Raw genomic sequence first — 20294 nt, forward strand, 5'->3', positions numbered from 1 at the left:
GAGTTCGAAGCCGACCTCATCAGCATGCGCACCCGCGAAGGAATGAAAGTCGCCAAGGCCAACGGCCGACTCCGGGGAAAGCAGCCAAAACTCACCGTGAAACAGGAAGACCACCTCCTCGAACTGCACGACGCCGGCAAACACACCATGGCCGAAATGGCCGAACTCTTCTCCATCAGCCGATCCACCATCTACCGGGCCGTTGAACGCGGCCAACGCAAGAAAACCGGCACTAACAGCCCCTGACGTGCGCATGTCCATCGTCGGACGATGACATCAGGTTCTGCAAACGCGCTCCGCGACCGAGACCAAGGCGTCGATGATGCCCCTCTCCAGCACCTTTCCCCGCTCGGCTAGGAACATATCGACCACACCGGCGACTACACCCGGCGCAACAGCGCCAAGATCGGCACGGGCAAATTCAGGCCCCTGCGCCACGGCAGCCGCTCTTAGCGTACGATTTTTTCCGTTTTCTGAGGCGACCCCCATAAACTCTCTGGTTCCCTACACAGTCACCCTCTGCAGGGCGTGACTGTGTAGATTGTCCCTATGAGCGCATGGCGAGAAGTTGCTGAAGGAGTTTTTCAGCGCCGATACGATCCCCTGGACATTTCAATATCCCTGATCCGCGGCACTGCGGGTGTCACCATCGTTGACACCCGCAGCAGCCCGGCCGAGGCTCAGGAGATTCTCGCCCATGTGGCCGCGGATTTCGACCTGCCCATTGTGGCGGTCATCAATTCCCATGCGCACTACGATCACACCTTCGGCAACCAAGTGTTCGCCGGCCAAACAGGGGTTCCGATTTACGGGCACCATCTGGTGGCTACGCACTTCCAACAATTTGAGTCTCCGCGCCTGAAGCGACAGCAACAGGATCCCGCACGTGAACCCGACCGCGACTGGGCCACAGTGGTGCTGACACCGCCAACGGTTCCGGTTACGCACCGGACACGCATCAGCCCTGCCGGACGGGACATTGACCTGATCCCGCTTCCTCCCGGGCACACCGACACCGATCTGGCGGTCTTCGTTCCCGATCAACGGGTGTGGATCCTCGGAGACATTGTGGAGGAGTCCGGTCCGCCAATGTTTGGTTCTGGCTGCTTCCCCTTTGGTTGGCCGGACGTCCTTGAGGAATTGCTGACGGAAATCGAGCCCCGTGACTGCATCATTCCCGGCCATGGAAGTGTCATCAACCGGGACTTCGTCATTGCACAGCTCGCCGATCTCCGGGCAACTGCCGCGATGATTCGAGACGGCTGGTCACGGGGGCTTTCCATTGAGCAGGCTGTCGCGGCAGTGAGCGATGACTACCCCTGGCCGCCGCAGGTATTGGAGTCGGCGCTCAGACGAGGCTACTCTCAACTTTCCTCAGGCTAGTCCCTCTGCCCTCTGTTCGGGCCGAATTCAAACGGCCAACCCTGTGCCTCGTTCGACATGTTCTTGGATCCATCGGGAGGTCACGGCAAGTAACACTCCACCGGAGGCCACCGTGGCAGTTCGCCTGCCTTTGGCGGAAGCTGACAACCCCCCCAACGGATTGACCCCACCTTGGACAGCTTCGGCGCGTTCCTCGTGACAGGATGGCAGCTGCAGCTCTGTGAAGAATGCACAGGGACAGAGAGGGGCAGGCATGGTCACCGAGGTCGACGTTGTTGTGATTGGCGGTGGGGTCATGGGATCGGCCGCAGCATGGGCTGCCGCCGGGAAATCTCATTCGGTTGTCCTCCTTGAGCAGTTTGAAGCCGGGCACAGCCTCGGAGCGTCGCACGGGGCAACCCGCAATTTCAACCTCGGCTATCACGAGGCGGCGTACCTCAACCTGGTGCTCGAAGCACGCTCCTTGTGGGACCAACTGGCCACGCGTACCCAGACCCAGCTCCTGGATCTGGCGGGACTTGTCAACCAGGGCCCCCGAGACTCCCTGGACCGCATCCGCGCATCGCATGAGGCCTTTGGCATCGAAAGCTCGTTCCTCTCCCCCGCCGAGGCATCCGCACGGTGGGAGGGAATGAAGTTCCGCAGTGACGTCCTCTTTGTTCCGGAGTCCGGGCGGGTGCGTGCTGCCGACGCCTTGGCAGCCTTTCGCCAGGATGCCCAGCGCAGCGGAGCCCAGTTCCACTATTCGACCCCCGTTCGCGGCATTATGGTCCACGGTGAAGACCAGGTGCGAGTTACCACCGACGACGGCGAGTTCCGTGCCAAGCGTGTCATCGTCACCGCAGGCGCGTGGAGCCAAAAGCTCCTCACGGGCATCGTGACACTGCCGCGTCTTGTGGTCACCCAAGAACAGCCGGCACATTTCGGCACCATTGATTCGTCCCTTGAATGGCCAAGTTTCAACCACATCCCCGATCCTGCCCTGGCAGCCGACTCCTATTGGTACAGCCCCACCTATGGAATGTTCACACCCGGTGAAGGCGTAAAGATCGGCTGGCACGGGGTAGGCCCGGTGACCGACCCCGATCACCGTGACTTCCTGCCAGAACCGGCACAGCTTCTGGCCCTGCGCCGCTACGCCAGAGAATGGTTTCCTGGACTCGATGCAGACTCATTTGTGCCCATCAGCTGTACCTACACCTCCACCGCATCCGGAAATTTCATTCTCGACCGGTTCGGCCCGGTGGTAGTCGGAGCAGGCTTCTCTGGCCATGGGTTCAAATTTGCCCCTGCCATTGGCCGAATTCTGGCGGACCTTGCCGACGGGCTGCCGGCACCGTCACTCTTTTCGGCACAACGGGGCTAGGTCCAGGGTAAGTAGGGGCTTTCACTACCGGAGGGGTGCTCCAACCAGAACAGGGTCAACGTCCGTTGCACCAAGCGAACCCTCCGCGGTTGCCGTAGCACTCTCCGGGTTTACTTGCTTCCGGGACTGAATCAATTTGCAGACCCGGTCGACAACGAGCCCCAGTAGGGCCGCGATGACCACCGAAACCACCACTCCGAGCAACTGATTCTCCTTGAACCAGACGCCCGCCACGGCGCCGATCCCCAGGGAATAGCTTGCCCACATTGTGGCTGAGAGGGCGGAGATTGGCATGAAACTCTTCCATGAATACCGGGTCGCCCCTGCCGTGAGATTGACCGCAACCCGGCCGATCGGGATGAAACGGGCAACGAGAAGTAACGGGACAGCCCGTTGGTCAAGACCACGGGCAACGCGGCCGAAGGCTCGCTGCATGACGGGGCGGCGCATCCATCGATAACGGGTGATGCCGACCCGTCGCCCGATCACATAGGCGAGGTTGTCTCCCAGGAAGGCGCCAAGGGCGGCCGCGATCATCAAGAGCCAAAGATTTGGCCCGCCTGGGGTGAGCACCAACGCGGCAAGACCCACCACAATGGATTCGCTGGGAAAGGGCGGGAAGAAGCCATCAATAATGCATCCAATCACCACAACTGCGTAAACCCACGGTTGCCCGGCAGCACCGATCACCAGGTCGCTGATGGTGTTCAGGAGTGCATTAAAGTCACCCACGAGGAACACCCACTGCCATTTCGGCCCGTGCGTTCTTGCTTTGCTTGAAGATCATGGTGACAACGCTACCGGCCACACCGCACGGAAACTATGGGGAAACCCCCCACTCTGATGTAGGGGCAACCACCCAACAACCAGGGTCATCTGCCTAGCTGGCAAGCATCGTAAGGCCAGTGCCAGGCGCGTATTAAGTGGATGAATAGTGGCTGCGATCCAGAAAAACCTCTATCAGCTTGTTCATCTGTTCCATGCGGAACCTGCCGAGCCCACATAACCTTAGTGACACACCCATGATTGGAACCACTAGAAGATGGATTGGCCATGAAGAGAAATATCAGGCTTTTACTCGCTGCAATGGCCACCATCTCCACGGTACTGGCAGCCCTTTTGACGGCGTCAACTTATGCCCATGCACGGGCACGAAAGTCCGAGGCTGCCCTGGTGAAATCCTACGGTCGGCTCGTGTCCGTGGATGGAAAGAAGATGAACGTTTCTCTTCAGGGATCCGGCACCGAGACGGTGGTACTTCTTCCCGGAGCCGGAACGCCTTCTCCGGTACTAGATTTCAAACCCCTCGTTGCGGAGTTGCTGCCGCACTACTGTGTGGTCGTCGTCGAACCATTTGGCTATGGTCTCAGCGATGAAACCGCGACCGAGCGAACCACGGAGAACATCGTCAATGAGTTGCACGAAGCCTTGCAAATCCTCGGGATCAACCGCTACTTACTTATGGGACATTCGATTGCCGGTATTTATGGTTTGGAGTTCGCCACCAAATTCCGGAGCGAGATGGTCGCCTTTGTTGGAATTGATAGCAGCGTGCCCAACCAGCCCGGAATGGACAAAAAGTTCCCCCTTCGTGCCTTGAAAGCGGCCAAGGCATTGGGAGTGGTCAGGGTAGTGGTGCAAAGCTCTGGTGACTCCTATGCCGGCCTCCCCTACAACGACGACGACAAAGCTCAGATGAAACTTCTGTCCCTGAAGAACATGCTGACCTCCACCTATATCAACGAGATCAAGAACTTGGAGAAGAATTTCGTTGACGCCAGGAGCCAATCATTCCCGCACGATTTGCCCGTGCTCGAGTTCGTCCAGGCCGCGAACAAGGACGTGGCCGGCTGGCTGCCACTCCATGAAGAGCAAGTGGCAAGCGTTGACAACGGCAAACTTGTCCCTTTGGACGGCGGGCATTACCTTCACCACACGCACTCGAGGGAAATCGTGGCGGAACTCAACAGCTTCCTAAGCCAGGCACCGGAATCTACCGTCGGCCAATAGTAGCCAGCAGCACTTCTTTCCCGCGGCGAGAACACCAGCGCAATCTTGTTAAGTGTCCACGGTGCCGATAGGCTCCAACTATGAGCAATGTTCCCAGCACGCGGCGTCCAGTGATCGTCGGGGTATCACCTGGTCAATCACCACACGTTGCGGAGCAGGCTGCATTTTTCGCCTCCCGCTTCGGCGCCGAACTGGTGTGCGTGTTCGTCAACCAGGGGCGGCTGCCGGTTTCCGAAGGTGCGGACGGGTCGGTGACTTCAGCCCCTATCGATCCGGACTATTCCGACCCTGCCGAAGAAGTCTTTGACAGCAAGCTAGCCGCCGGACTGGAACATCTGCTGAAGGAAACGGGTGTCAGGTGGCGGACCCTCGTCCTTGCCGGCGAGGTGTCGGCGGCCCTGGGCAGGCTGGCGGAACGGCTCGACGCGGCCATGATCGTGGTTGGCACACACGAAAAATCTGCCGGCGGTAGTATTCAGGAGTTTTTTAACCGCTCCGTGGCCACCCATCTGGCCCACAGGCAGACGCGGCCGGTAGTGGTAATCCCGGCCCACTCCCCCGGACTGGCTTCCCCCCTGCCGTGGCAAGAGCCCTGATGCCCTCAAGCAATTTGCCTAACTACCTAAAATGGCGGCTTTGGGGGTTGGTGGCTCTGGGCGGGGCAGTTGGCGCTGCGACACGGGAAGCCGTGTCCTTGGCTCTTCCCAAAGTCGACGGCGTTCCTGTAGCCATTGCCCTGATCAACATTGCGGGGGCGCTCCTTCTCGGGTTTCTCTATGAGGCACTGACCCGGCCCGCCATTTCCAGCGAACGGGCCAGTCGCCTGAGGCTGCTTCTCGGCACTGGCTTTTGTGGTGGTTTCACCACCTACAGTTCAATGGCAGTAGACGCCGCTGCGCTTGGTCTCAATGGGCGTATGGGCGCAGCGATGCTCTATGTGCTGGGGACCGTCATTGTGGGTGCTTGTGCCACGTGGGCTGGCATCATCATGGGGTCACGCTCAGCGAGCGCACGCACCCGCAAGGCCACCTCGGGGAGTGGCCAATGACACCGTGGATTTTTCTTGCCCTGACACTTGCCGGCGGCATCGGCGCCACCGCACGCTACGTCGTGGACGGCTTCATTCGTGGGAAGGCCCCGGCCGGATATCCGTGGCCCACGACTCTCATCAACATTTCGGGCTCTCTTGTCCTGGGGTTTCTAACCGGCCTGGCCACGGACTCGGTTCTACCCAGCGGCGTGACGATCGTCTTGGGCACCGGCTTTCTTGGCGGGTACACCACCTTCAGCACGGCCAGCTATGAAACGGTTGCCCTAGTACGAGACAGGCGGTACGCGGCAGCATTGGGCAACGGCCTGGGCTTGGCCATTGTTGCGGTTGCGGCGGCTTGGCTGGGTTTGTGGCTGGGCACCTCACTCTAGCCATGGGGGGCAACCTTTCCGGGGTCAGCGTCGTCGAAGTTGGGGCACCAGATAGATCAGGATCAGCCCCAACCAAGTGGTCAGGATGTAGGGCCAGGTGTAGGTGGGGCCCGGTATTCGGTCCATCACTAGCGTGAGGACTGCAGTCACGGCGGAACCGGCGACGGCGAACATCCACGGTTCCCAGCGCCCCTTCAGGAATACTGTGGCAAAGGCGATGGCCGTCAGGACACCGGAGTAGCCACTGAGGCCATTGGCTGTCATCTGCAGGCTCGCGTTCATGGCCAGGGCACACAGGCTGCCCACCCCGCTTCCAATGATCGCGGCAACCCCCACTTTCCAATGGGCAATGAACAGACCAATCAGGATCAGGGCCCCACCCCAGATGCTGTCCACCAGAACCACCTGGGAAATGTTTGTCAGCAGCGACTCAAAAAAGGCCTGGGTGTTTGATTCGACCACGCCTAGTGGCGGATGGGTGTGCAGCCCCATGGTGCTCACCAGGACCACGGTGGCCACCAGACAAAAAGGCGCTGTGGTGGACGGCAGGCCAAACTGCTTCAACGGACCCGTGCCAAGGACCCAGACAAGCGCCCAGGTCACGGGGGTGCACAGCAGGCCGCCACCCACGGCGATCGGATAGGAAGCCCACTGCCCGCCCAAAACCGCAAACGTTGCCGCACCAACCAAGGCACCACAAAAGCCTTGCGCCCCGGTCCGGATGTCAGCCACCGGGATTCCAACGAGGCGCCCGCCCACGGACGACGCGCCAGCTCCCAACACCACCAGTACGGCCATGCGCCAATCCTGGGTGACGAACGCCGCCAGAATCAGGGCACCCGTGAGAATGTTTGTTTGAAAGAAGATTTGGGACAGGCCATGACCCAGGCCAACCACCCCGTAACGGAGCCACCCGGTCAGTAAGCGACCGGGTGCGCACCACCGACTTTCCCTAATGTCCGTGAGTTCTGTGCCCACCATGGGGGGCGATCAGGCTCATAATCACGGTAAGGACAATAATGGCCACAAGGACCCACATAAATTGCACCATGTTCATGACGAATCAATTCCTTAGTCCAATGCCGGCCTTTAGACCAGCAGGCAAACAGAACATTGATATTTCTGATTTGCGTTTGCCTGCTTCCATCATCCCCCTGTGAGCAAAATGTCTCTAGGACGTGGACCTGACTGTCCAAAAGTCGCTAGCTAGTGAGGAACTGAGCAGGTATGGATAGGGCATGGTCGCGTAGCCTGCCATCCCCCAGCTGGTGCCCCAGGAGTTGCGGATAGTGAAGCGCTGGCTGGCGTCGTCGTAGCCAACGGCCACCACGCAGTGACCGCCCAACACGCTCTCGCCCGCCGCCGGCATGGGAACCACCCCTGTACTTGCAACCTGGGTACTTTCGAAGCTGGCGTAAACGGTGAAGCCAAACACCACCGGGTATCCAGAGGCGAGGCAGCCCTTCATTTGGGCCAGCGTCTGCCCTACCCGGGAGTACGTGATTGCCTGCTGCTTCTTGGCGGCGGTGTAGCAGGCGGGTGTTGGCTTGTCGGCGAACTTGGTGATGTCGTAAGGCCACAGCGTTTCATCGCAGACGCCTGTGGTGGCGACGGTCTTGATACCGTCACGGATCTGCGCTCCGGCGTCGGAGGCCACCGTGCCCTCAATGACACGCTCGTTGTAGTAGATGAACAGGCGCGACGGCGTGGACGTATCGGCGAGTCCCTCTTTGAGCGCATCAAACTGGATGACACCAGCAACACCGTTTCCGGTGCAGGAACCGAGCTGCCCCTGGTCGTAAACCGGAGGGCAGGACGAGGTGAGATCGACGGCAGGTGGCAGGCTCGCCTGCACGGACATCGGGGCCGCAAAGTGGAAGTCACGCTGATCGGGAAGGTCTGGGACCCATCCGTATCGGGAGTTGGTTCGTGCCATAGTGATCTTGCCTCCTTCGCCACACCGTGGCCGGATGAGACCTCATTCAGTGTGGTTAAGAATGAGGTTCCTCCTGCCCACGTGACGAGTCAAGACTTCGGCGTGACTGAACTCTCTACCCGTGGTCGTGGTCGTGAAGGTGGGCCCGCCCGCCGTCGTGGTTGAGGATGGAGAGGATCTCCACAGGGCTCTCATGGGCGCCGATGGAGTGCGGGACCATGGTGGAGAATTCGGCCACCTCGCCAGGATGGACCAGGATGGTCCGGTCCCCCAGTTGCAGCCGGGCGATCCCCGAAAGCACGGTGAACCAGTCCCGGCCGGGATGAACGCCGAGCAGTGCTGGCCCGCCGGGCCGCTCGGGGGTGATGCGCATCTTCGCCACCGTCTTGCCGTAGAGGCCGTCCTCGTTCGAGAGGATCCAGGTTGTCAGCCCCGGCGAGTGCCCGGGTTGCGGACGAATGACGATGTCTTCGTCCTCGGCAGATTCAACGAGTGCGTCCAAAGTAGTCCCGAGTGCCCTGGCAATCGGCAAAAGTTGGTCCAGTGCGATCCTGCGGTGACCGGTTTCGATGCGGCTCAGCGTTGAGGGACTGAGCTGGCATTTTGCGGCGAGATTCTCCAGCGACCAGCCACGTGAAAGCCGAAGTCCTCGAATGCGTTGTCGGATCAGATTGTCCACAGCAGGTTCTTGCGTCATACGCAATAGTCTATGCCTTTTGCGCATTTGACCGGTACCGTGGAAGCCATGACCGAAAACGCGCACCACCATCAGCATCACGGCGGACATGAGAACCACGACCACGCCGGGTTGGCTGAAATACTCAACCTTGACGCCCAAGTCCTGGGCTCGTATCTGGAGGACACGACGCGGTGGGCGGCACAGCTTGTTGGGGGAACACCTGCCACCATTGTGGATGCCGGCGCTGGATCAGGTGCCGGTACTGTGGCACTGGCGAAGCGATTTGCGACCGCGAACATTCTTGCCATGGACAAGTCTGCCCAGATGCTCGTCCACACCCTCGAGGCGGCACGTGTGCGGGGTGTGGAGGGAAGAGTCTCCACCGTTCAGGCCGACCTTGACGAACCCTGGCCCCAGATCGCTTCCTCCGACCTCATCTGGGCCTCATCATCGCTGCATGAGGTGTCCGACCCCGAACAGACCATGCGGCAGATGTTCGCAGGACTAAACCCCGGCGGCCTGCTCATCGTCGTGGAAATGGATGCCCTGCCACTCTTTCTTCCGGTTGAACTGGACGACTGCGGCGCCCCGCAGCCGGGCTTGGAGTCCAGGCTGCACGCTGCCGTGGCTCTGCAGGAATGGAACTCCTACCCGGAATGGAGCGCCGGACTTGAGCGGGCGGGGTTTGAGTTGGTGGACAAACGCAGCTTCCCTAGCGTTTCCAGTGCGGCACCGGGACTCACGGCCCGCTATGCCCAGACCTTCTTTGCCCGCTTCCGGCAGGCCCTGGAAAAGGTAGTCTCTGCTGACGACCTTGCCGCGTTGGATCGCCTGCTGGCCGCCACAGGAACCGAATCCTTGGCCCACCGGACGGATCTGCAGGTCAGGGGAAGCCGCACTGCGTGGGCTGCCCGCAAACCCTGAGGCTAAGAAGCGTTCATTCAGCACTTCCGGCCATTGTCTGAACTTCGGCGATTTCGGCGCGGCGGGGAGGGGCGGGAATCAAGAAGGCTGCCAGCAATCCAACAAACCCGGCGATACTCATGACCAGCCACGCCAGGTGGTAGTTTGACGAGCTGGTCCCGGCACCGGTCAGTGCAATGAGACCGGCAACCCCCAAGGCACTGCCGATCTGCCGTGAGGTATTAAGCACCCCGGTGCCGGTGGCATACGAACTGGCGGGCAGCCCACTGACACCGCCAGCCAAGAAGCCCGTTTGAGCAATTCCGGCCCCTGCACCAGTGAGCATGAGGCCGAATAGCATGGGCAGATAGCCGGCATTCTCAGTGAGGAACAAAAACCAGAGGACACCGCCAAGGGTGAAGAATACGCTGCCCATTCCAGCCAGCCAACGCGGCGGTAGGCGCGTCCTGCCTGCAAGAAGTGCGGACACGACGGCTGTCCCCGGCCCCACCGAAAATCCAAGTCCTGCCATGAGGGGACTCCATGCCCAGACCAGGGTGAGGTACAAGCTCCCACCCAGCAGCATGATCGCGAAGCCAACGTAGAAGCCGACCATTCCCATGGCAGCAACGGAGAAGGATGGAACGGCAAACACTTGAAGATCTACTGCCGGTGTTTTATGACGCAGGCAGCGCCGAATAAAGCCTAGAGTAGCCAGTAAACTTGCCAGCGCCACGCCCCACAGCATCGGGCTGGTGAGTCCCCATTCGCTGACATACGAAAGCGCGGCAACCAAAGAGCCTATCGCCATGGCCAGGAGACCAACGCCCACAAGGTCGGGCGTCTTCACGTCTCGTTCGGGGGTGTTTTTCATGGATGAGGTAAAGGCGAGTGCCAGAACGGCGATGGGTACATTGATCAGGAAGATCCACCGCCAGTCGTACTCCGATAACAGTCCGCCGAGTACGGGCCCACCGGCAGCAGCCACCGATCCACTGGCACTCCACATCGAAATCATCCGGGTGTGTTGCGCCCGGTCATACTGGCCCAACAAGAGCGCTAGGCTTGTCGGCACTATCAGCGCTGCACCGACCCCTTGAAGTCCTCGTGCGCCAATCAGGACAGTAATGTCAGGAGAAATCGCGGCCGCAAGGGAACCGGTGGCGAACATGCCAAGACCCCAGCGAAACAGCCGAAGACGCCCAAAACGGTCGGCCAGACGCCCCGAGGGGACTAGCAATGCCGCGAAGGCGATCCCGTAGGCATTGAGAATCCAGGACATCGCCTGCGGTGTTGCCTCGGGGTAGCTGGCGCTGATCGAGGTGAAGGCAAGGTTCACCACAAACAGATCAAGTGAGGCGAGAACGCTGGCGGTCAGCGTTGCAGCAAGAAGCCAGTTCCGGCGGGTTGGGAGGCGTACACTTGCTTGAGAAAAGCTATTCACGGATTCAGAGTAATTTATCTGGCTTGCTTTAAGCAAGCATCTTCGAGAGAGAGACCAGGCAATGGTTTTGCGTTCGGATTGGTCAACAAGGCCCTGCCCTATTGCTCGGGGCATTAACGCCGTCGGAGACCCGTGGGTTTTGCTCATCCTGCGCGAACTCGTCGCCGGTGTGCACCGCTTCGACCAGATCCGCGAGCAAGTCGGTGCGGCCGACAACATCCTCGCAAAGCGGCTGAAATACATGGTTGAAGAGGGCTTAGCGGTTCGCGCTCCGTACCAAGACGGCCGTGCCCGTCGCTTCGAGTATTTCCCGACCCAGGCAGGGGCCGATACCTTGCCAATCCTGCATGCCTACACGCTTTGGGCCCAAAAGCACACGCCGAGCGAGGGCCATGAGAATCGGCTGTCGATCATTTGCCGCAGCTGCCAGCTGGAGAGCTCCAGTGGCGAGGCCTGCAGCCATTGCGGTGCCACACTCACCACGGCAAACGTCTCATGGATTCGGCCCACCTATGAGGACCACCGACCCCGCCCCCTCACGAAGAGTGTTGCCTCGCTTGCCTGTGATGAAATAGTTCTATGACTACTCAGGAATCACTCGCACGCGACTTTTCCAGCCTCCACGTTGCAGGGGCACCGTTGATACTGCCGAATGCGTGGGATGCTGGCTCCGCTCGAATTGTCCAGGCGGCTGGCGCACACGCGGTGGCCACCACGAGCGCGGGCGTTTCCTGGTCTTTAGGATATTCGGATGGGCAGCACCTGCCCCTGGATCTTGCCCTAGCCAGTGTTGCCAGGATCGTGAAGGTAGTAGACCTTCCCGTGAGCGCAGACATTGAAGGCGGCTTCGGCGAGCTCCCCTCCCATGTTGAAGAAGTGGTCGGCCAGTTCATCAGCGCTGGTGTCGTCGGCATCAACCTCGAAGATTCCCTCCGTCCAGTGGAGGAGCAGACCGAACGAATTGAGGCTGCGCGTGCGGCCGCCGACAACGCTGGGGTTGCGTTGTTTATCAACGCCCGCATAGATACGCATCGTCTCGGTGCGATCGGGGATGACCGGTGGCTGGATGAAACCATCGAACGTGCCCGCGCCTACGCAGCAGCGGGCGCCAGTGGGATCTTTGTTCTTGGCGCACTGACGCCCGGGACGATCCAAACACTAGCCCGGACTCTCCAGTGTCCCGTCAATGTGGCATTCGGTCCCGGCACCCTGCCCATTCGCGAACTGGCCGCGGCCGGGGCAAGCCGAATCAGCGCCGGCTCGTCACTGACCGAAACTGTCTACGGCCTGCTCAGTCAGATGGCCTCGGGCATGCTCGAGGACGAAACGGCGGTCCCTGAGCTCCCGGCCCTGAGCTATTCGGAGCTCAATAGCATCATCGGGTGAGTAGCTTTGCTCGGGAGACGGACTGACGTTCACGAAGCTCCGCTTCGGTGACACCAGCTTCGCGACGGGCGACCTCGGCCTTGAGTCGGGGAATGACATGGGTTCCGAACTCAATGGCGTCGGGAACAAAGTCGTAACCGCGCAGGCCAAAGATCTCGAACCCAAGCTCGTAGTAGTCCAGCAATGCTAGCGCCACGGTGTCGTAGCTTCCTACCAGCGCCGTGGCACTCCCACCACCACCGCCGGCCGCCTTGGCGATGGCCGTCCAAAGCGCGCGATCGTGATGATCTGCCCGCTGGGCTGCCGCCAATAGGCGCTGAGTCCCTGCCGCTTCCGGCTTGTCGGCATAGTGACGGACCTTATCGATCACCTCTCCCTTGGCTTTCCGGGATTCCAGGGCAGCCAGGATGCTGTGTGCCTTCTCCCATGCGAGCTCGTCGGTGACCGCCACTATGGGCCTGAACGCGATCTGCCAACGAAGGGGCTCCACGCGGCCGGCTGCCGCGGCAAGGTCCAAGATCTTTTGCTGCTGTCCCGCTGCATCGGCTAGCGGCTCACCAAAGAACGCGTAAATATCGGCCTCTTGCGCACCAACCTGCCATGCGGCCTCCGAGGAACCTCCGAATGAGATTCCTGGACGCTGTCCACGAAAAGACTTAAGTTCGCTGGAAAAGTTCGTGAATTGAAAGAACTCGCCATTCCAATCAAAGGGTTCACCGCCCTCCCAGGCACGACGCACAATTTGCATGTATTCCTGCGTCCTGCGGTACCTGGCATCTTTGCTGAGGAAGTCACCCTCCTTGGCTTGGTCGCCTTGGCTACCGCCGGTGATGAAATGCACTGTGACCCTGCCCTGGGCTATGTGGTCAAGTGTCAAAAATGACTTCGCCGCGAAAGTGGGATGCGAGACGTTGGGCCGGTGGGCCAACCGCAGTTTGATTCGTTCCGTGTTGGCCGCAACCCAGGCAGCATGCACCGCTGGGTCTTGAGTTGCCGAATTGTAGGCAAACAGCACATGATCCCAGTTGTTCTCTTCGTGGATCTTAGCGATGTGGGCCGCATAGGGCGGATCAAACGCCGCGGTGGTTGCCGGGGTTGTTTCGGTGGCGTCGTTACCGGCGCCCATGCCCAAGAATTCGATCGGCACAGTGGCCTCCTTTTGATGATGATAGCGGTGGTGAGTGCGGCATTTGTGTGCCGTGGTGTGCTGGATTTAGCGGCGCAGGATCCGCTGCGCCAAGGCGTTTCCGGCGAGCTGGAGGGCCTGGACCATGACGATGATGATGACAACGGTGACAAGGGTTACCTCCCAGTTGAACTGTTGGTAGCCGTACATGATGGCGAAATTGCCGAGGCCGCCACCTCCGATGTAGCCAGCCATGGCGGACATATCCACGATGGCGATCAGCATGAATGTGTAGCCCAGGATCAAGGGGGCCAGGGCTTCCGGCACCACGACGGCGGCGAGAATGTGGAGCCTGCTATCCCCCACTGCGCGGGCGGCTTCCACCACCCCCGGGTCCGAGGCGACCAGGTTTTGTTCCACAACGCGCCCGATCACCACCCCGGCCATGAGTGCCATGGGCAAGATCGCCGCCGTCGTTCCAATAGTTGTCCCCATCAAGATCAGTGTCAGTGGTGCAATGGCGGTGATGAAAATGATGAAGGGAATGGGCCTGATGATGTTGACGATGAAGTTGAAAACGACGAATAGTGTCTGGTTGGCAAAGAGGTTTCCGGGCCGGGTGGCGTAGAGGGTGACACCCAAAATCAGGCCCGCAAGCCCGCTGACCAGCACCGTGACCGAAACCATGAAGACTGTCTGCTGGAACGATTCCCCCAGGACCGGGAGCAGCGTTTCCCAATCGGTCATGACGCACCTCCACTGGAGGCCAGTACCGACTCGGTTGCGGAGTGCACCGGCGGTGAGGACGTAGCGTGTTCTTCAATTGCGGTCAGGAGTGCGAGCTGGGCCAAAGCAGCATCCACGGCACCGGCGTCACCGTTGAGTTCGTAGGTGAGGCTGCCGAGAATGCGGTGCTGGATTTCGGTGACTCCGCCGAAAACGACACCGGAGTGGATCCCTAGGCGGGCGAAGATCTCCGCTACCACGGGAGTGGGGGCCGTCTCAGAAATGGCTACGGTGACCAGACGTCCCGGGTGCGCTGTTGCCAGCCTGTCAAGGGTTTCCCGGCTAGGACGAGAGTGAACTGCCGTGGCGACGAATCGGCGAGTCGACTCGGCCCGCGGTTGCTTGAACACGGAATAGGTTTCACCCGACTCCACTACCCTGCCCTTATCCATCATGACTACCGCATCGCAGATTTCCCTGACCACGTGCATTTCGTGCGTGATGACAATGATGGTTGTGCCAAATTCCTGGTTGACTCGGCGCAGCAGTTTCAGAACCTCGTTAGTGGTCTCCGGATCCAGCGCGCTCGTGGCCTCATCCGCCAACAAAATATCGGGGTTATTGGCCAACGCACGGGCGATTCCAACGCGTTGTTGTTGTCCACCGGAGAGCCTGCGCGGGTACCGGTCCCCCTTGTCAGCGATCCCCACAAAATCAAGTAGCTGGGCAACCCTGGGCTTGATGTCCTCCTTTTTCCATCCGGCCACTTTCAAAGGGTAGGCAACATTGCCGTAGACGGTACGGGATTTGAGCAAGTTGAATTGTTGGAAAATCATGCCGATGCCGGCACGAACTTTGCGCAACTCACGCTCGGAAAGGTGGGTGACGTCCTGGCCCTTGACCAGGATCGAACCACCCGTGGACCGTTCCAAACCGTTGATGAGCCGCACGAGCGTTGACTTGCCAGCACCCGAATAGCCCACGATGCCAAGCACGCTTCCCCGTTCCACCTCCAGGCTTACATCGTCTACGGCCAGAACCGCCGCCGGCCCGGAACGGCCCTGCCTAGGGAACTCCTTTGATACATGGTGTAGCGAGACTATTGCGCTCATGGCGCCTTCCTGTGACGTGATGACTTCGCCCCCAGCAACGGGTCCGAGGACTATTTCAGCCATTGCACCAGTCCCTCGAGCGGAGAATCAATTGTGATGACACGTCGTGTCCCCCGGTTGCTCCCCATGAACTTGCAAGAACTCGTATTGCGCCCAAGTGGGTGCGCCCAGCGACACCTGCATAACGTATGGATCGGGTCATCACCCATCCCCTTACTCGTTAGCAATATTCGGAGAATTGTCATGAAGAATCGACTGTTAGTCGCCGCCGTCGGAATTATTACTGCTCTGTCACTTTCGGCGTGCGGAGGAGCCGCCGCCGGGTCTGGCTCGACGGCGGCAAGCAAAGTAGTCATTGGTGTGGACGACGGCGCGGAGCCGCACTGGAGCATCCTCAAGAGCAAACTCAAGGATGAAGGGATCGATCTTGAGGTTCGAAACTTCACCGACGGGGCCCAGATCAATACGGCCACGCAACAAGACCAGGTGGAGATCAACCTCTTCCAACACCTCAAATATTTGGCGCAGTTCAACGTCAACAGCAAGGGCACGCTGGTACCAGTAGGCGCCACGGCCGTGTATCCGCTGGCGTTGTACTCGGAGAAGTACAAGACTGTGGCGGAACTTCCCGAGAATGCATCGGTGGCAATCCCCAACAACCCCACCAATCAGGCTCGCGCCCTGTTGAATCTGCAAACGGCTGGACTCTTGAAGCTCAAGGACGGCGGAAACTCGCTGTCCACCCCGGCCGAGATCATCTCCAGCAAGGTCAAAGTGACGCCGGTTGATTCTGCTCAAACGGTCAATGCGCTCAAGGGTTCCACCGATGCCGCTGTGGTCAACAACAGCCAGGCCCAGAAGGGCGGTTTGGGGGATGAAAAGATCATCTTCAAAGAGGATCTGAACTCCGATTCACTAGCGCCCTACATCAACATCTTCGTGGTGAAAGCCGAGAAGAAGGATGATCCGCGCTGGCAGAAGATCGTGGACGCCTATCACTCCCCCGAAGTTGAGGCAGCCGTGACCAAACTCAACGACGGAAACCTCCTATTCAAAGCCGGTTGGACTGCGCAGCAGCTACAGGCGGTCCTGACCACCGAACAAGAACACATCAAAAAATAGTTCATCCGGTGCGGGGCAACACTGTCCCGCACCGGACCCCAGCCACGCCCCGCATCGGGGCACACGCCAGAGAAAACCAGGAGCCCTGATGACCGGAACGCTCAACCGTGAAAGAGACCAGATCCACTTCTTCGCCTACCTTGTGGGTTCTGGAATCCACCTCGCCTCCTGGCGGCATCCCACAGCGGTTCCCGAGGCCAGCATTGACTTCGCCCACCAGCTTAAGCTGGTGAAAGCTGCCGAGGCAGCAAAGCTGGATGCGGTCTTTCTCGGAGACTCGCTGGCCATCGACGAAACGTCCAACCCCGGAATCCTCAACCGCTTTGATCCCCTAGGCCTTGTCACGGCTTTGGGGGCACTCACTAGCCATATCGGACTGATCGCTACGTCATCGACGTCGTACGACGAGCCTTACAATTTCGCCCGAGCAGCGCTGACAGCCGACCACATCAGCAAGGGACGTGTGGGTTGGAACATTGTCACTACCAGGGATGTGACTAACAGTACTGGCGCAAACTTCGGCGCAAGCGAACATCTCGATCACGGGCTCAGGTACCGACGCGCGGAGGAGTTCGTGGAAGTAGTCCAGGGGCTATGGAATTCATGGACCCACGACGCCTTTGACTACGACAAAGTCTCTGGTCGCTTCTTTGACCCGGCGAAGCTTCACAGCCTGAACCATCGCGGTGAGTTCTTCCAAGTTGCAGGACCCCTGAACATTGCGCCCTCCCCGCAGCACTCCCCCTTGCTGGCGCAGGCAGGGGCGTCTGTCCCCGGCCAAAAATTGGGCGCTAGGTTTGCCAATGCGGTTTTCGCCAGTCACCATACGGTTGCCGAGGCGATTGAATTTCGCAACTCCGTTCGGGCCCAGGCAACAGATTTTGCTCGTAATCCCGACGAGATCTTCATCTACCAGGCGATCTCCCCCGTGGTTGCCGACACTCACCAGGCGGCGCAGGCTCGCATAGCTGAGCTGGATGCTCTCATTACCGCGGATCAAGTGCTGGGATTCCTACAGAAGTACTTCGGTGGCGCAATTGATTTCTCTACTTTCAGTGAACTCACCACGGTCACCGAAGCGGGAATCGTTGGACTTTCCACGCCACGAACAGACTTTCGCGCCGCCAGCGAACAGATCCGGGGGCGCGAAGATCACGTGACTTTGAAGGAGCTCTACTCCGTCCTCACCGGGGACAAACGGAATAATGACTTCATTGGCACGGCAGAAGAGGTGGCCGACTCGCTGGAACGATGGCATGCAGCCGGGGCCGCCGACGGGTTCACCTTGATGTTTGCTCTTCTGCCCAACGATCTGGAAACGTTTACGGCGACGGTTATTCCGCTGCTGCAGGCTAGGGGGCTTGCACGAACCGACTATAGGGGCACCACCCTTCGATCGCATCTGGGTCTGAAGGACCATTAGATTTCAATGAGTCTCCAGAAACAAGAAGGATCGTGATGGTCAAACTTGCCCATAGCACCGAGGACTACTTGGTCCGCGAGGCCAAGACCACAGAGTACGCAGAGACGGGAATCCTCACCTACCAAGGCTTCGATCATCATTTGCAAGGCAGTCCGGCTCCGTCGCCGGAGCGGGCGGCCCTTTTGCTCGATGCCGAGTTGCGGGCGCGAACAGGCACGGTGCTTGTGCTCGAACATCGAAGAAGTTCACAGCTCGTAGGGACGGCTTCCCTCTTGCCGTCGGACTCACCTCTGGCCCGGCAAGCCGTCAGTGGCGAGGTCGAGCTACGCTTCCTTGCCGTATTAGGACACGCCAGGGGTTCGGGCCTTGGCGCCAAGCTTTTGGAACATTCGGCCGCCCTAGCAGCCAGTAGCGGCGCGAAGTACCTGGTTCTGGACACGGCAGTGGATAACGTCCGTGCTCAGGCACTCTACGTACGGTTTGGCTTCGTCCGCCAGTTGGACAGGGAGCGGCCTCGTCCCGTTCACCTAGTCCAGCTGGTTGTTTACACATTGGACCTCGCACCCTACCGGTTGGGCTAAATGCCGGGCTCATTTGAGCCGGCTCCACCATGGACGCCGTCATGCAACACTTGATGCATGGATCTTGAACTGCAGCCCGCGTTGACGATTCCCGCGGCGGAACTCAACTGGCGCTTCTCACGCTCCTCCGGGCCCGGCGGTCAACACGTGAACACCTCCGACAGCCGCGCCGAACTTTCCTGGAACGTCGCCACCTCGGCCGTTCTCACGGACGAACAAAGGCAACTTCTGCTTGACCGCCTTGACCGGCGACTGATCGCGGGGGTGATCACGGTTGCAGCAGCCGAGCAGCGCTCACAGCTGCGTAACCGTGAGATTGCCTTGGCGAAACTTGCCGAGCTCGTGGTTGCCGCGCTCGCCCCCGGTCCAGCCCAGCGTCGTGCCACCAAACCCACGAAGGGCTCCGGCAGGCGCCACCTGGCTGCCAAACAACAACGTTCGGCCATAAAGCAGCAACGGCAACGACCCTTTGCCGATTAGTGTCCCCGCAATAACGGACTTTGTCCGCTTACCCGTTGCTGGACAGCAACGGGTAAGCGGACAAGTAGCTTCTATGCGGATTCCCGCATGTCCGGAATGCGGAGGCTAGGCGATCGGCTCACCCTTGACGGCCGTGCGGACCACCATCTTGCCGGTGTTTGCGCCGGCCATCATGCCAAGGAAGGCTTCCACGGAGTTGTCGATGCCCTCGACAACTGTTTCGTCAAAGGCGATCTTGCCAGCGGTGAACCAGTCATTCATGTGCCCGTTGAACTCCGGTGCGAGGTCAAGGTAGCTGCCCAGTGTGAACCCCTTCAGTGACAGGCCGCGGGTGATCATATTGACCATGTTGTTCGGCCCGGCCTTGCGCTCGGTGACGTTGTAGCTTGAAATGGCACCGCACAGTGCCGCACGTCCGCCAGGGTTGAACACGGCAAGGGCAGCCTCAAGGTGGTCACCACCAACGTTGTCAAAGAACACGTCGATGCCCTCGGGAGCGGCCTCGGCGAGCATCTCACGCACTGAGCCGCTCTTGTAGTTGAAGGCGGCGTCGTAGCCGTACTTTTCCGTCAGCAGCTCAACCTTCTCCTGGCTTCCGGCGGAGCCGATCACGCGGCCAGCGCCGAGCAGGCGGGCGATCTGGCCAGCTGCAGTGCCCACGGCGCCAGCAGCGCCGGAGATGAACACGGTATCGCCTGGCTTCATGTTGGCAACGGCTGTAAGCCCAACATAGCCGGTGAAGCCTGTCATGCCCAGAATGCCCAGGTAGAGCGAAAGCGGCACACCCGGCAGTTCCGGAACGATCTGGAAACCGGCGGCGTCCTCCTGGACAACATCGCGCCAGCCGAACTGGTGCAGGACCACCGAACCGACCGGAAGGGAGTCACTGGCTGACTCGACCACGCGGCCGATCGCGCCACCTGTCATGGTCTCCCCCAAGGCAAAGGGTGCCGCGTAGCTCTTGCCGGCGTTCATGCGGCCACGCATGTAGGGATCGACGGAGATGAACTCGTTGACCACGCGCACCTGTCCCTGGCTGAGCGGGCCAAGCTCCACCTTGACGGTGGAAAAATCGCCTGCGGTGGGCCAGCCAACGGGGCGGGCGGCGAGCTGGATCTGGGTACTGACGGAGCTGGGCACGGTGTGAACTCTCTTTCGCGCAAATACGGCGGACGGTCACCGGGATGCCGGATTC

General features: G+C 60.1%; 24 protein-coding genes. 14 read left to right on the forward strand and 10 right to left on the reverse strand.

Annotation, left to right across the window (positions count from 1 at the left end):
• Positions 1-246 (forward strand): helix-turn-helix domain-containing protein (locus tag CXQ94_RS11165; protein WP_146070284.1); only part of this gene is annotated, 246 nt, incomplete at its 5' end.
• 30 nt (positions 247-276) lie between these two features.
• Here the strand turns inward: CXQ94_RS11165 and CXQ94_RS23305 are convergent.
• On the reverse strand, positions 277-438 hold the full coding sequence (locus CXQ94_RS23305) for a hypothetical protein (protein WP_181034199.1): 162 nt from the start codon (positions 436-438) through the stop codon (positions 277-279).
• A gap of 111 nt (positions 439-549) precedes the next feature.
• On the opposite strand from CXQ94_RS23305, the gene CXQ94_RS11170 reads away from it, so the two are divergent.
• Both CXQ94_RS11170 and CXQ94_RS11175 read left to right on the forward strand, forming a co-directional pair.
• A complete protein-coding gene (locus CXQ94_RS11170) occupies positions 550-1383 on the forward strand; it encodes an MBL fold metallo-hydrolase (protein WP_104090010.1) in 834 nt (277 codons plus the stop codon).
• Positions 1384-1636: 253 nt separating this feature from the next.
• Positions 1637-2749 carry an FAD-dependent oxidoreductase gene (locus tag CXQ94_RS11175; RefSeq protein WP_104090012.1) on the forward strand — a complete coding sequence of 371 codons (1113 nt, stop codon included), beginning with the start codon at positions 1637-1639 and terminating at the stop codon, positions 2747-2749.
• 24 nt (positions 2750-2773) lie between these two features.
• Here CXQ94_RS11175 and CXQ94_RS11180 read toward each other — a convergent pair whose 3' ends face one another.
• Positions 2774-3481, reverse strand: a complete 708-nt coding sequence (locus tag CXQ94_RS11180; protein ID WP_258067019.1) for a DedA family protein — start codon at positions 3479-3481, stop codon at positions 2774-2776.
• A 321-nt stretch (positions 3482-3802) separates the two neighbouring features.
• On the opposite strand from CXQ94_RS11180, the gene CXQ94_RS11185 reads away from it, so the two are divergent.
• From CXQ94_RS11185 to crcB, 4 genes are all read left to right on the forward strand, one after another.
• Positions 3803-4759 (forward strand): alpha/beta fold hydrolase, encoded by a 957-nt coding sequence (locus tag CXQ94_RS11185; protein WP_104090014.1) that lies wholly within the window; start codon positions 3803-3805, stop codon positions 4757-4759.
• A gap of 80 nt (positions 4760-4839) precedes the next feature.
• Positions 4840-5355 (forward strand): universal stress protein, encoded by a 516-nt coding sequence (locus CXQ94_RS11190; RefSeq protein WP_104090017.1) that lies wholly within the window; start codon positions 4840-4842, stop codon positions 5353-5355.
• Positions 5355-5807 (forward strand): CrcB family protein, encoded by a 453-nt coding sequence (locus CXQ94_RS11195; protein WP_104090019.1) that lies wholly within the window; start codon positions 5355-5357, stop codon positions 5805-5807. Before CXQ94_RS11190 ends, CXQ94_RS11195 begins: the two co-directional genes overlap by 1 nt.
• Complete coding sequence (gene crcB / locus CXQ94_RS11200; protein WP_104090022.1) at positions 5804-6181, forward strand: fluoride efflux transporter CrcB; 378 nt, start codon at positions 5804-5806, stop codon at positions 6179-6181. The genes CXQ94_RS11195 and crcB overlap by 4 nt, the downstream gene beginning before the upstream one ends.
• Positions 6182-6205: 24 nt before the next feature.
• Here crcB and CXQ94_RS11205 read toward each other — a convergent pair whose 3' ends face one another.
• From CXQ94_RS11205 to CXQ94_RS11215, 3 genes are all read right to left on the reverse strand, one after another.
• Positions 6206-7162 carry an urea transporter gene (locus tag CXQ94_RS11205; protein ID WP_104090024.1) on the reverse strand — a complete coding sequence of 319 codons (957 nt, stop codon included), beginning with the start codon at positions 7160-7162 and terminating at the stop codon, positions 6206-6208.
• 190 nt (positions 7163-7352) lie between these two features.
• A complete protein-coding gene (locus CXQ94_RS11210; RefSeq protein ID WP_104090027.1) occupies positions 7353-8117 on the reverse strand; it encodes a C1 family peptidase in 765 nt (254 codons plus the stop codon).
• A 115-nt stretch (positions 8118-8232) separates the two neighbouring features.
• A complete protein-coding gene (locus CXQ94_RS11215) occupies positions 8233-8814 on the reverse strand; it encodes a helix-turn-helix transcriptional regulator (RefSeq protein WP_104090030.1) in 582 nt (193 codons plus the stop codon).
• A gap of 48 nt (positions 8815-8862) precedes the next feature.
• Here CXQ94_RS11215 and CXQ94_RS11220 point away from each other — a divergent pair, with 48 nt between their 5' ends.
• On the forward strand, positions 8863-9720 hold the full coding sequence (locus tag CXQ94_RS11220; protein ID WP_104090033.1) for a trans-aconitate 2-methyltransferase: 858 nt from the start codon (positions 8863-8865) through the stop codon (positions 9718-9720).
• Between the two features lie 13 nt (positions 9721-9733).
• Here the strand turns inward: CXQ94_RS11220 and CXQ94_RS11225 are convergent, their stop codons facing one another.
• Complete coding sequence (locus tag CXQ94_RS11225; RefSeq protein WP_258067021.1) at positions 9734-11143, reverse strand: MFS transporter; 1410 nt, start codon at positions 11141-11143, stop codon at positions 9734-9736.
• A gap of 61 nt (positions 11144-11204) precedes the next feature.
• On the opposite strand from CXQ94_RS11225, the gene CXQ94_RS11230 reads away from it, so the two are divergent.
• Positions 11205-11726, forward strand: coding sequence for a helix-turn-helix domain-containing protein (locus CXQ94_RS11230; protein WP_104090561.1), 522 nt, complete (start codon positions 11205-11207; stop codon positions 11724-11726).
• Entirely contained in the window at positions 11723-12529 is an 807-nt protein-coding gene (locus CXQ94_RS11235) for an isocitrate lyase/phosphoenolpyruvate mutase family protein (RefSeq protein ID WP_104090038.1), read from the forward strand. Before CXQ94_RS11230 ends, CXQ94_RS11235 begins: the two co-directional genes overlap by 4 nt.
• On the opposite strand, the gene CXQ94_RS11240 is transcribed toward CXQ94_RS11235, so the two are convergent.
• The 3 genes from CXQ94_RS11240 to CXQ94_RS11250 all read right to left on the reverse strand — a co-directional run bounded on the left by CXQ94_RS11240 (position 12519) and on the right by CXQ94_RS11250 (position 15556).
• On the reverse strand, positions 12519-13676 hold the full coding sequence (locus CXQ94_RS11240) for an LLM class flavin-dependent oxidoreductase (protein WP_104090041.1): 1158 nt from the start codon (positions 13674-13676) through the stop codon (positions 12519-12521). The two genes, CXQ94_RS11235 and CXQ94_RS11240, sit on opposite strands and share 11 nt — an antisense overlap.
• A gap of 66 nt (positions 13677-13742) precedes the next feature.
• A complete protein-coding gene (locus CXQ94_RS11245) occupies positions 13743-14402 on the reverse strand; it encodes a methionine ABC transporter permease (RefSeq protein WP_104090043.1) in 660 nt (219 codons plus the stop codon).
• On the reverse strand, positions 14399-15556 hold the full coding sequence (locus CXQ94_RS11250; protein ID WP_258067023.1) for a methionine ABC transporter ATP-binding protein: 1158 nt from the start codon (positions 15554-15556) through the stop codon (positions 14399-14401). Before CXQ94_RS11250 ends, CXQ94_RS11245 begins: the two co-directional genes overlap by 4 nt.
• A gap of 180 nt (positions 15557-15736) precedes the next feature.
• Between CXQ94_RS11250 and CXQ94_RS11255 the strand changes: the two genes are divergently transcribed.
• From CXQ94_RS11255 to arfB, 4 genes are all read left to right on the forward strand, one after another.
• A complete protein-coding gene (locus CXQ94_RS11255; protein ID WP_104090046.1) occupies positions 15737-16615 on the forward strand; it encodes a MetQ/NlpA family ABC transporter substrate-binding protein in 879 nt (292 codons plus the stop codon).
• An 88-nt stretch (positions 16616-16703) separates the two neighbouring features.
• Positions 16704-18038, forward strand: a complete 1335-nt coding sequence (locus CXQ94_RS11260) for an LLM class flavin-dependent oxidoreductase (RefSeq protein WP_104090048.1) — start codon at positions 16704-16706, stop codon at positions 18036-18038.
• Positions 18039-18073: 35 nt separating this feature from the next.
• A complete protein-coding gene (locus CXQ94_RS11265) occupies positions 18074-18619 on the forward strand; it encodes a GNAT family N-acetyltransferase (protein WP_104090050.1) in 546 nt (181 codons plus the stop codon).
• 57 nt (positions 18620-18676) lie between these two features.
• Positions 18677-19099 carry an alternative ribosome rescue aminoacyl-tRNA hydrolase ArfB gene (gene arfB / locus CXQ94_RS11270; RefSeq protein WP_104090052.1) on the forward strand — a complete coding sequence of 141 codons (423 nt, stop codon included), beginning with the start codon at positions 18677-18679 and terminating at the stop codon, positions 19097-19099.
• 105 nt (positions 19100-19204) lie between these two features.
• Here arfB and CXQ94_RS11275 read toward each other — a convergent pair whose 3' ends face one another.
• On the reverse strand, positions 19205-20239 hold the full coding sequence (locus CXQ94_RS11275; protein ID WP_104090054.1) for an NADP-dependent oxidoreductase: 1035 nt from the start codon (positions 20237-20239) through the stop codon (positions 19205-19207).
• Positions 20240-20294 lie beyond the last annotated feature (55 nt).

The organism is Arthrobacter sp. GMC3 (genome assembly GCF_002929305.1).
In the GTDB taxonomy this organism is placed as follows: domain Bacteria; phylum Actinomycetota; class Actinomycetes; order Actinomycetales; family Micrococcaceae; genus Specibacter.

Coding starts and splice junctions, on each gene's coding strand:
- CXQ94_RS11190 (WP_104090017.1), top strand. CDS start 4,840: ATGAGCAATGTTCCCAGCACGCGGCGTCCAGTGATCGTCGGGGTATCA.
- CXQ94_RS11195 (WP_104090019.1), top strand. CDS start 5,355: ATGCCCTCAAGCAATTTGCCTAACTACCTAAAATGGCGGCTTTGGGGG.
- CXQ94_RS11185 (WP_104090014.1), top strand. CDS start 3,803: ATGAAGAGAAATATCAGGCTTTTACTCGCTGCAATGGCCACCATCTCC.
- CXQ94_RS11205 (WP_104090024.1), bottom strand. CDS start 7,162: ATGGTGGGCACAGAACTCACGGACATTAGGGAAAGTCGGTGGTGCGCA.
- CXQ94_RS11255 (WP_104090046.1), top strand. CDS start 15,737: ATGAAGAATCGACTGTTAGTCGCCGCCGTCGGAATTATTACTGCTCTG.
- CXQ94_RS11215 (WP_104090030.1), bottom strand. CDS start 8,814: ATGACGCAAGAACCTGCTGTGGACAATCTGATCCGACAACGCATTCGA.
- arfB (WP_104090052.1), top strand. CDS start 18,677: ATGGATCTTGAACTGCAGCCCGCGTTGACGATTCCCGCGGCGGAACTC.
- CXQ94_RS11235 (WP_104090038.1), top strand. CDS start 11,723: ATGACTACTCAGGAATCACTCGCACGCGACTTTTCCAGCCTCCACGTT.
- CXQ94_RS11260 (WP_104090048.1), top strand. CDS start 16,704: ATGACCGGAACGCTCAACCGTGAAAGAGACCAGATCCACTTCTTCGCC.
- CXQ94_RS11175 (WP_104090012.1), top strand. CDS start 1,637: ATGGTCACCGAGGTCGACGTTGTTGTGATTGGCGGTGGGGTCATGGGA.
- CXQ94_RS11220 (WP_104090033.1), top strand. CDS start 8,863: ATGACCGAAAACGCGCACCACCATCAGCATCACGGCGGACATGAGAAC.
- crcB (WP_104090022.1), top strand. CDS start 5,804: ATGACACCGTGGATTTTTCTTGCCCTGACACTTGCCGGCGGCATCGGC.
- CXQ94_RS11265 (WP_104090050.1), top strand. CDS start 18,074: ATGGTCAAACTTGCCCATAGCACCGAGGACTACTTGGTCCGCGAGGCC.
- CXQ94_RS11170 (WP_104090010.1), top strand. CDS start 550: ATGAGCGCATGGCGAGAAGTTGCTGAAGGAGTTTTTCAGCGCCGATAC.
- CXQ94_RS11230 (WP_104090561.1), top strand. CDS start 11,205: ATGGTTTTGCGTTCGGATTGGTCAACAAGGCCCTGCCCTATTGCTCGG.
- CXQ94_RS11250 (WP_258067023.1), bottom strand. CDS start 15,556: ATGGCTGAAATAGTCCTCGGACCCGTTGCTGGGGGCGAAGTCATCACG.
- CXQ94_RS11210 (WP_104090027.1), bottom strand. CDS start 8,117: ATGGCACGAACCAACTCCCGATACGGATGGGTCCCAGACCTTCCCGAT.
- CXQ94_RS11245 (WP_104090043.1), bottom strand. CDS start 14,402: ATGACCGATTGGGAAACGCTGCTCCCGGTCCTGGGGGAATCGTTCCAG.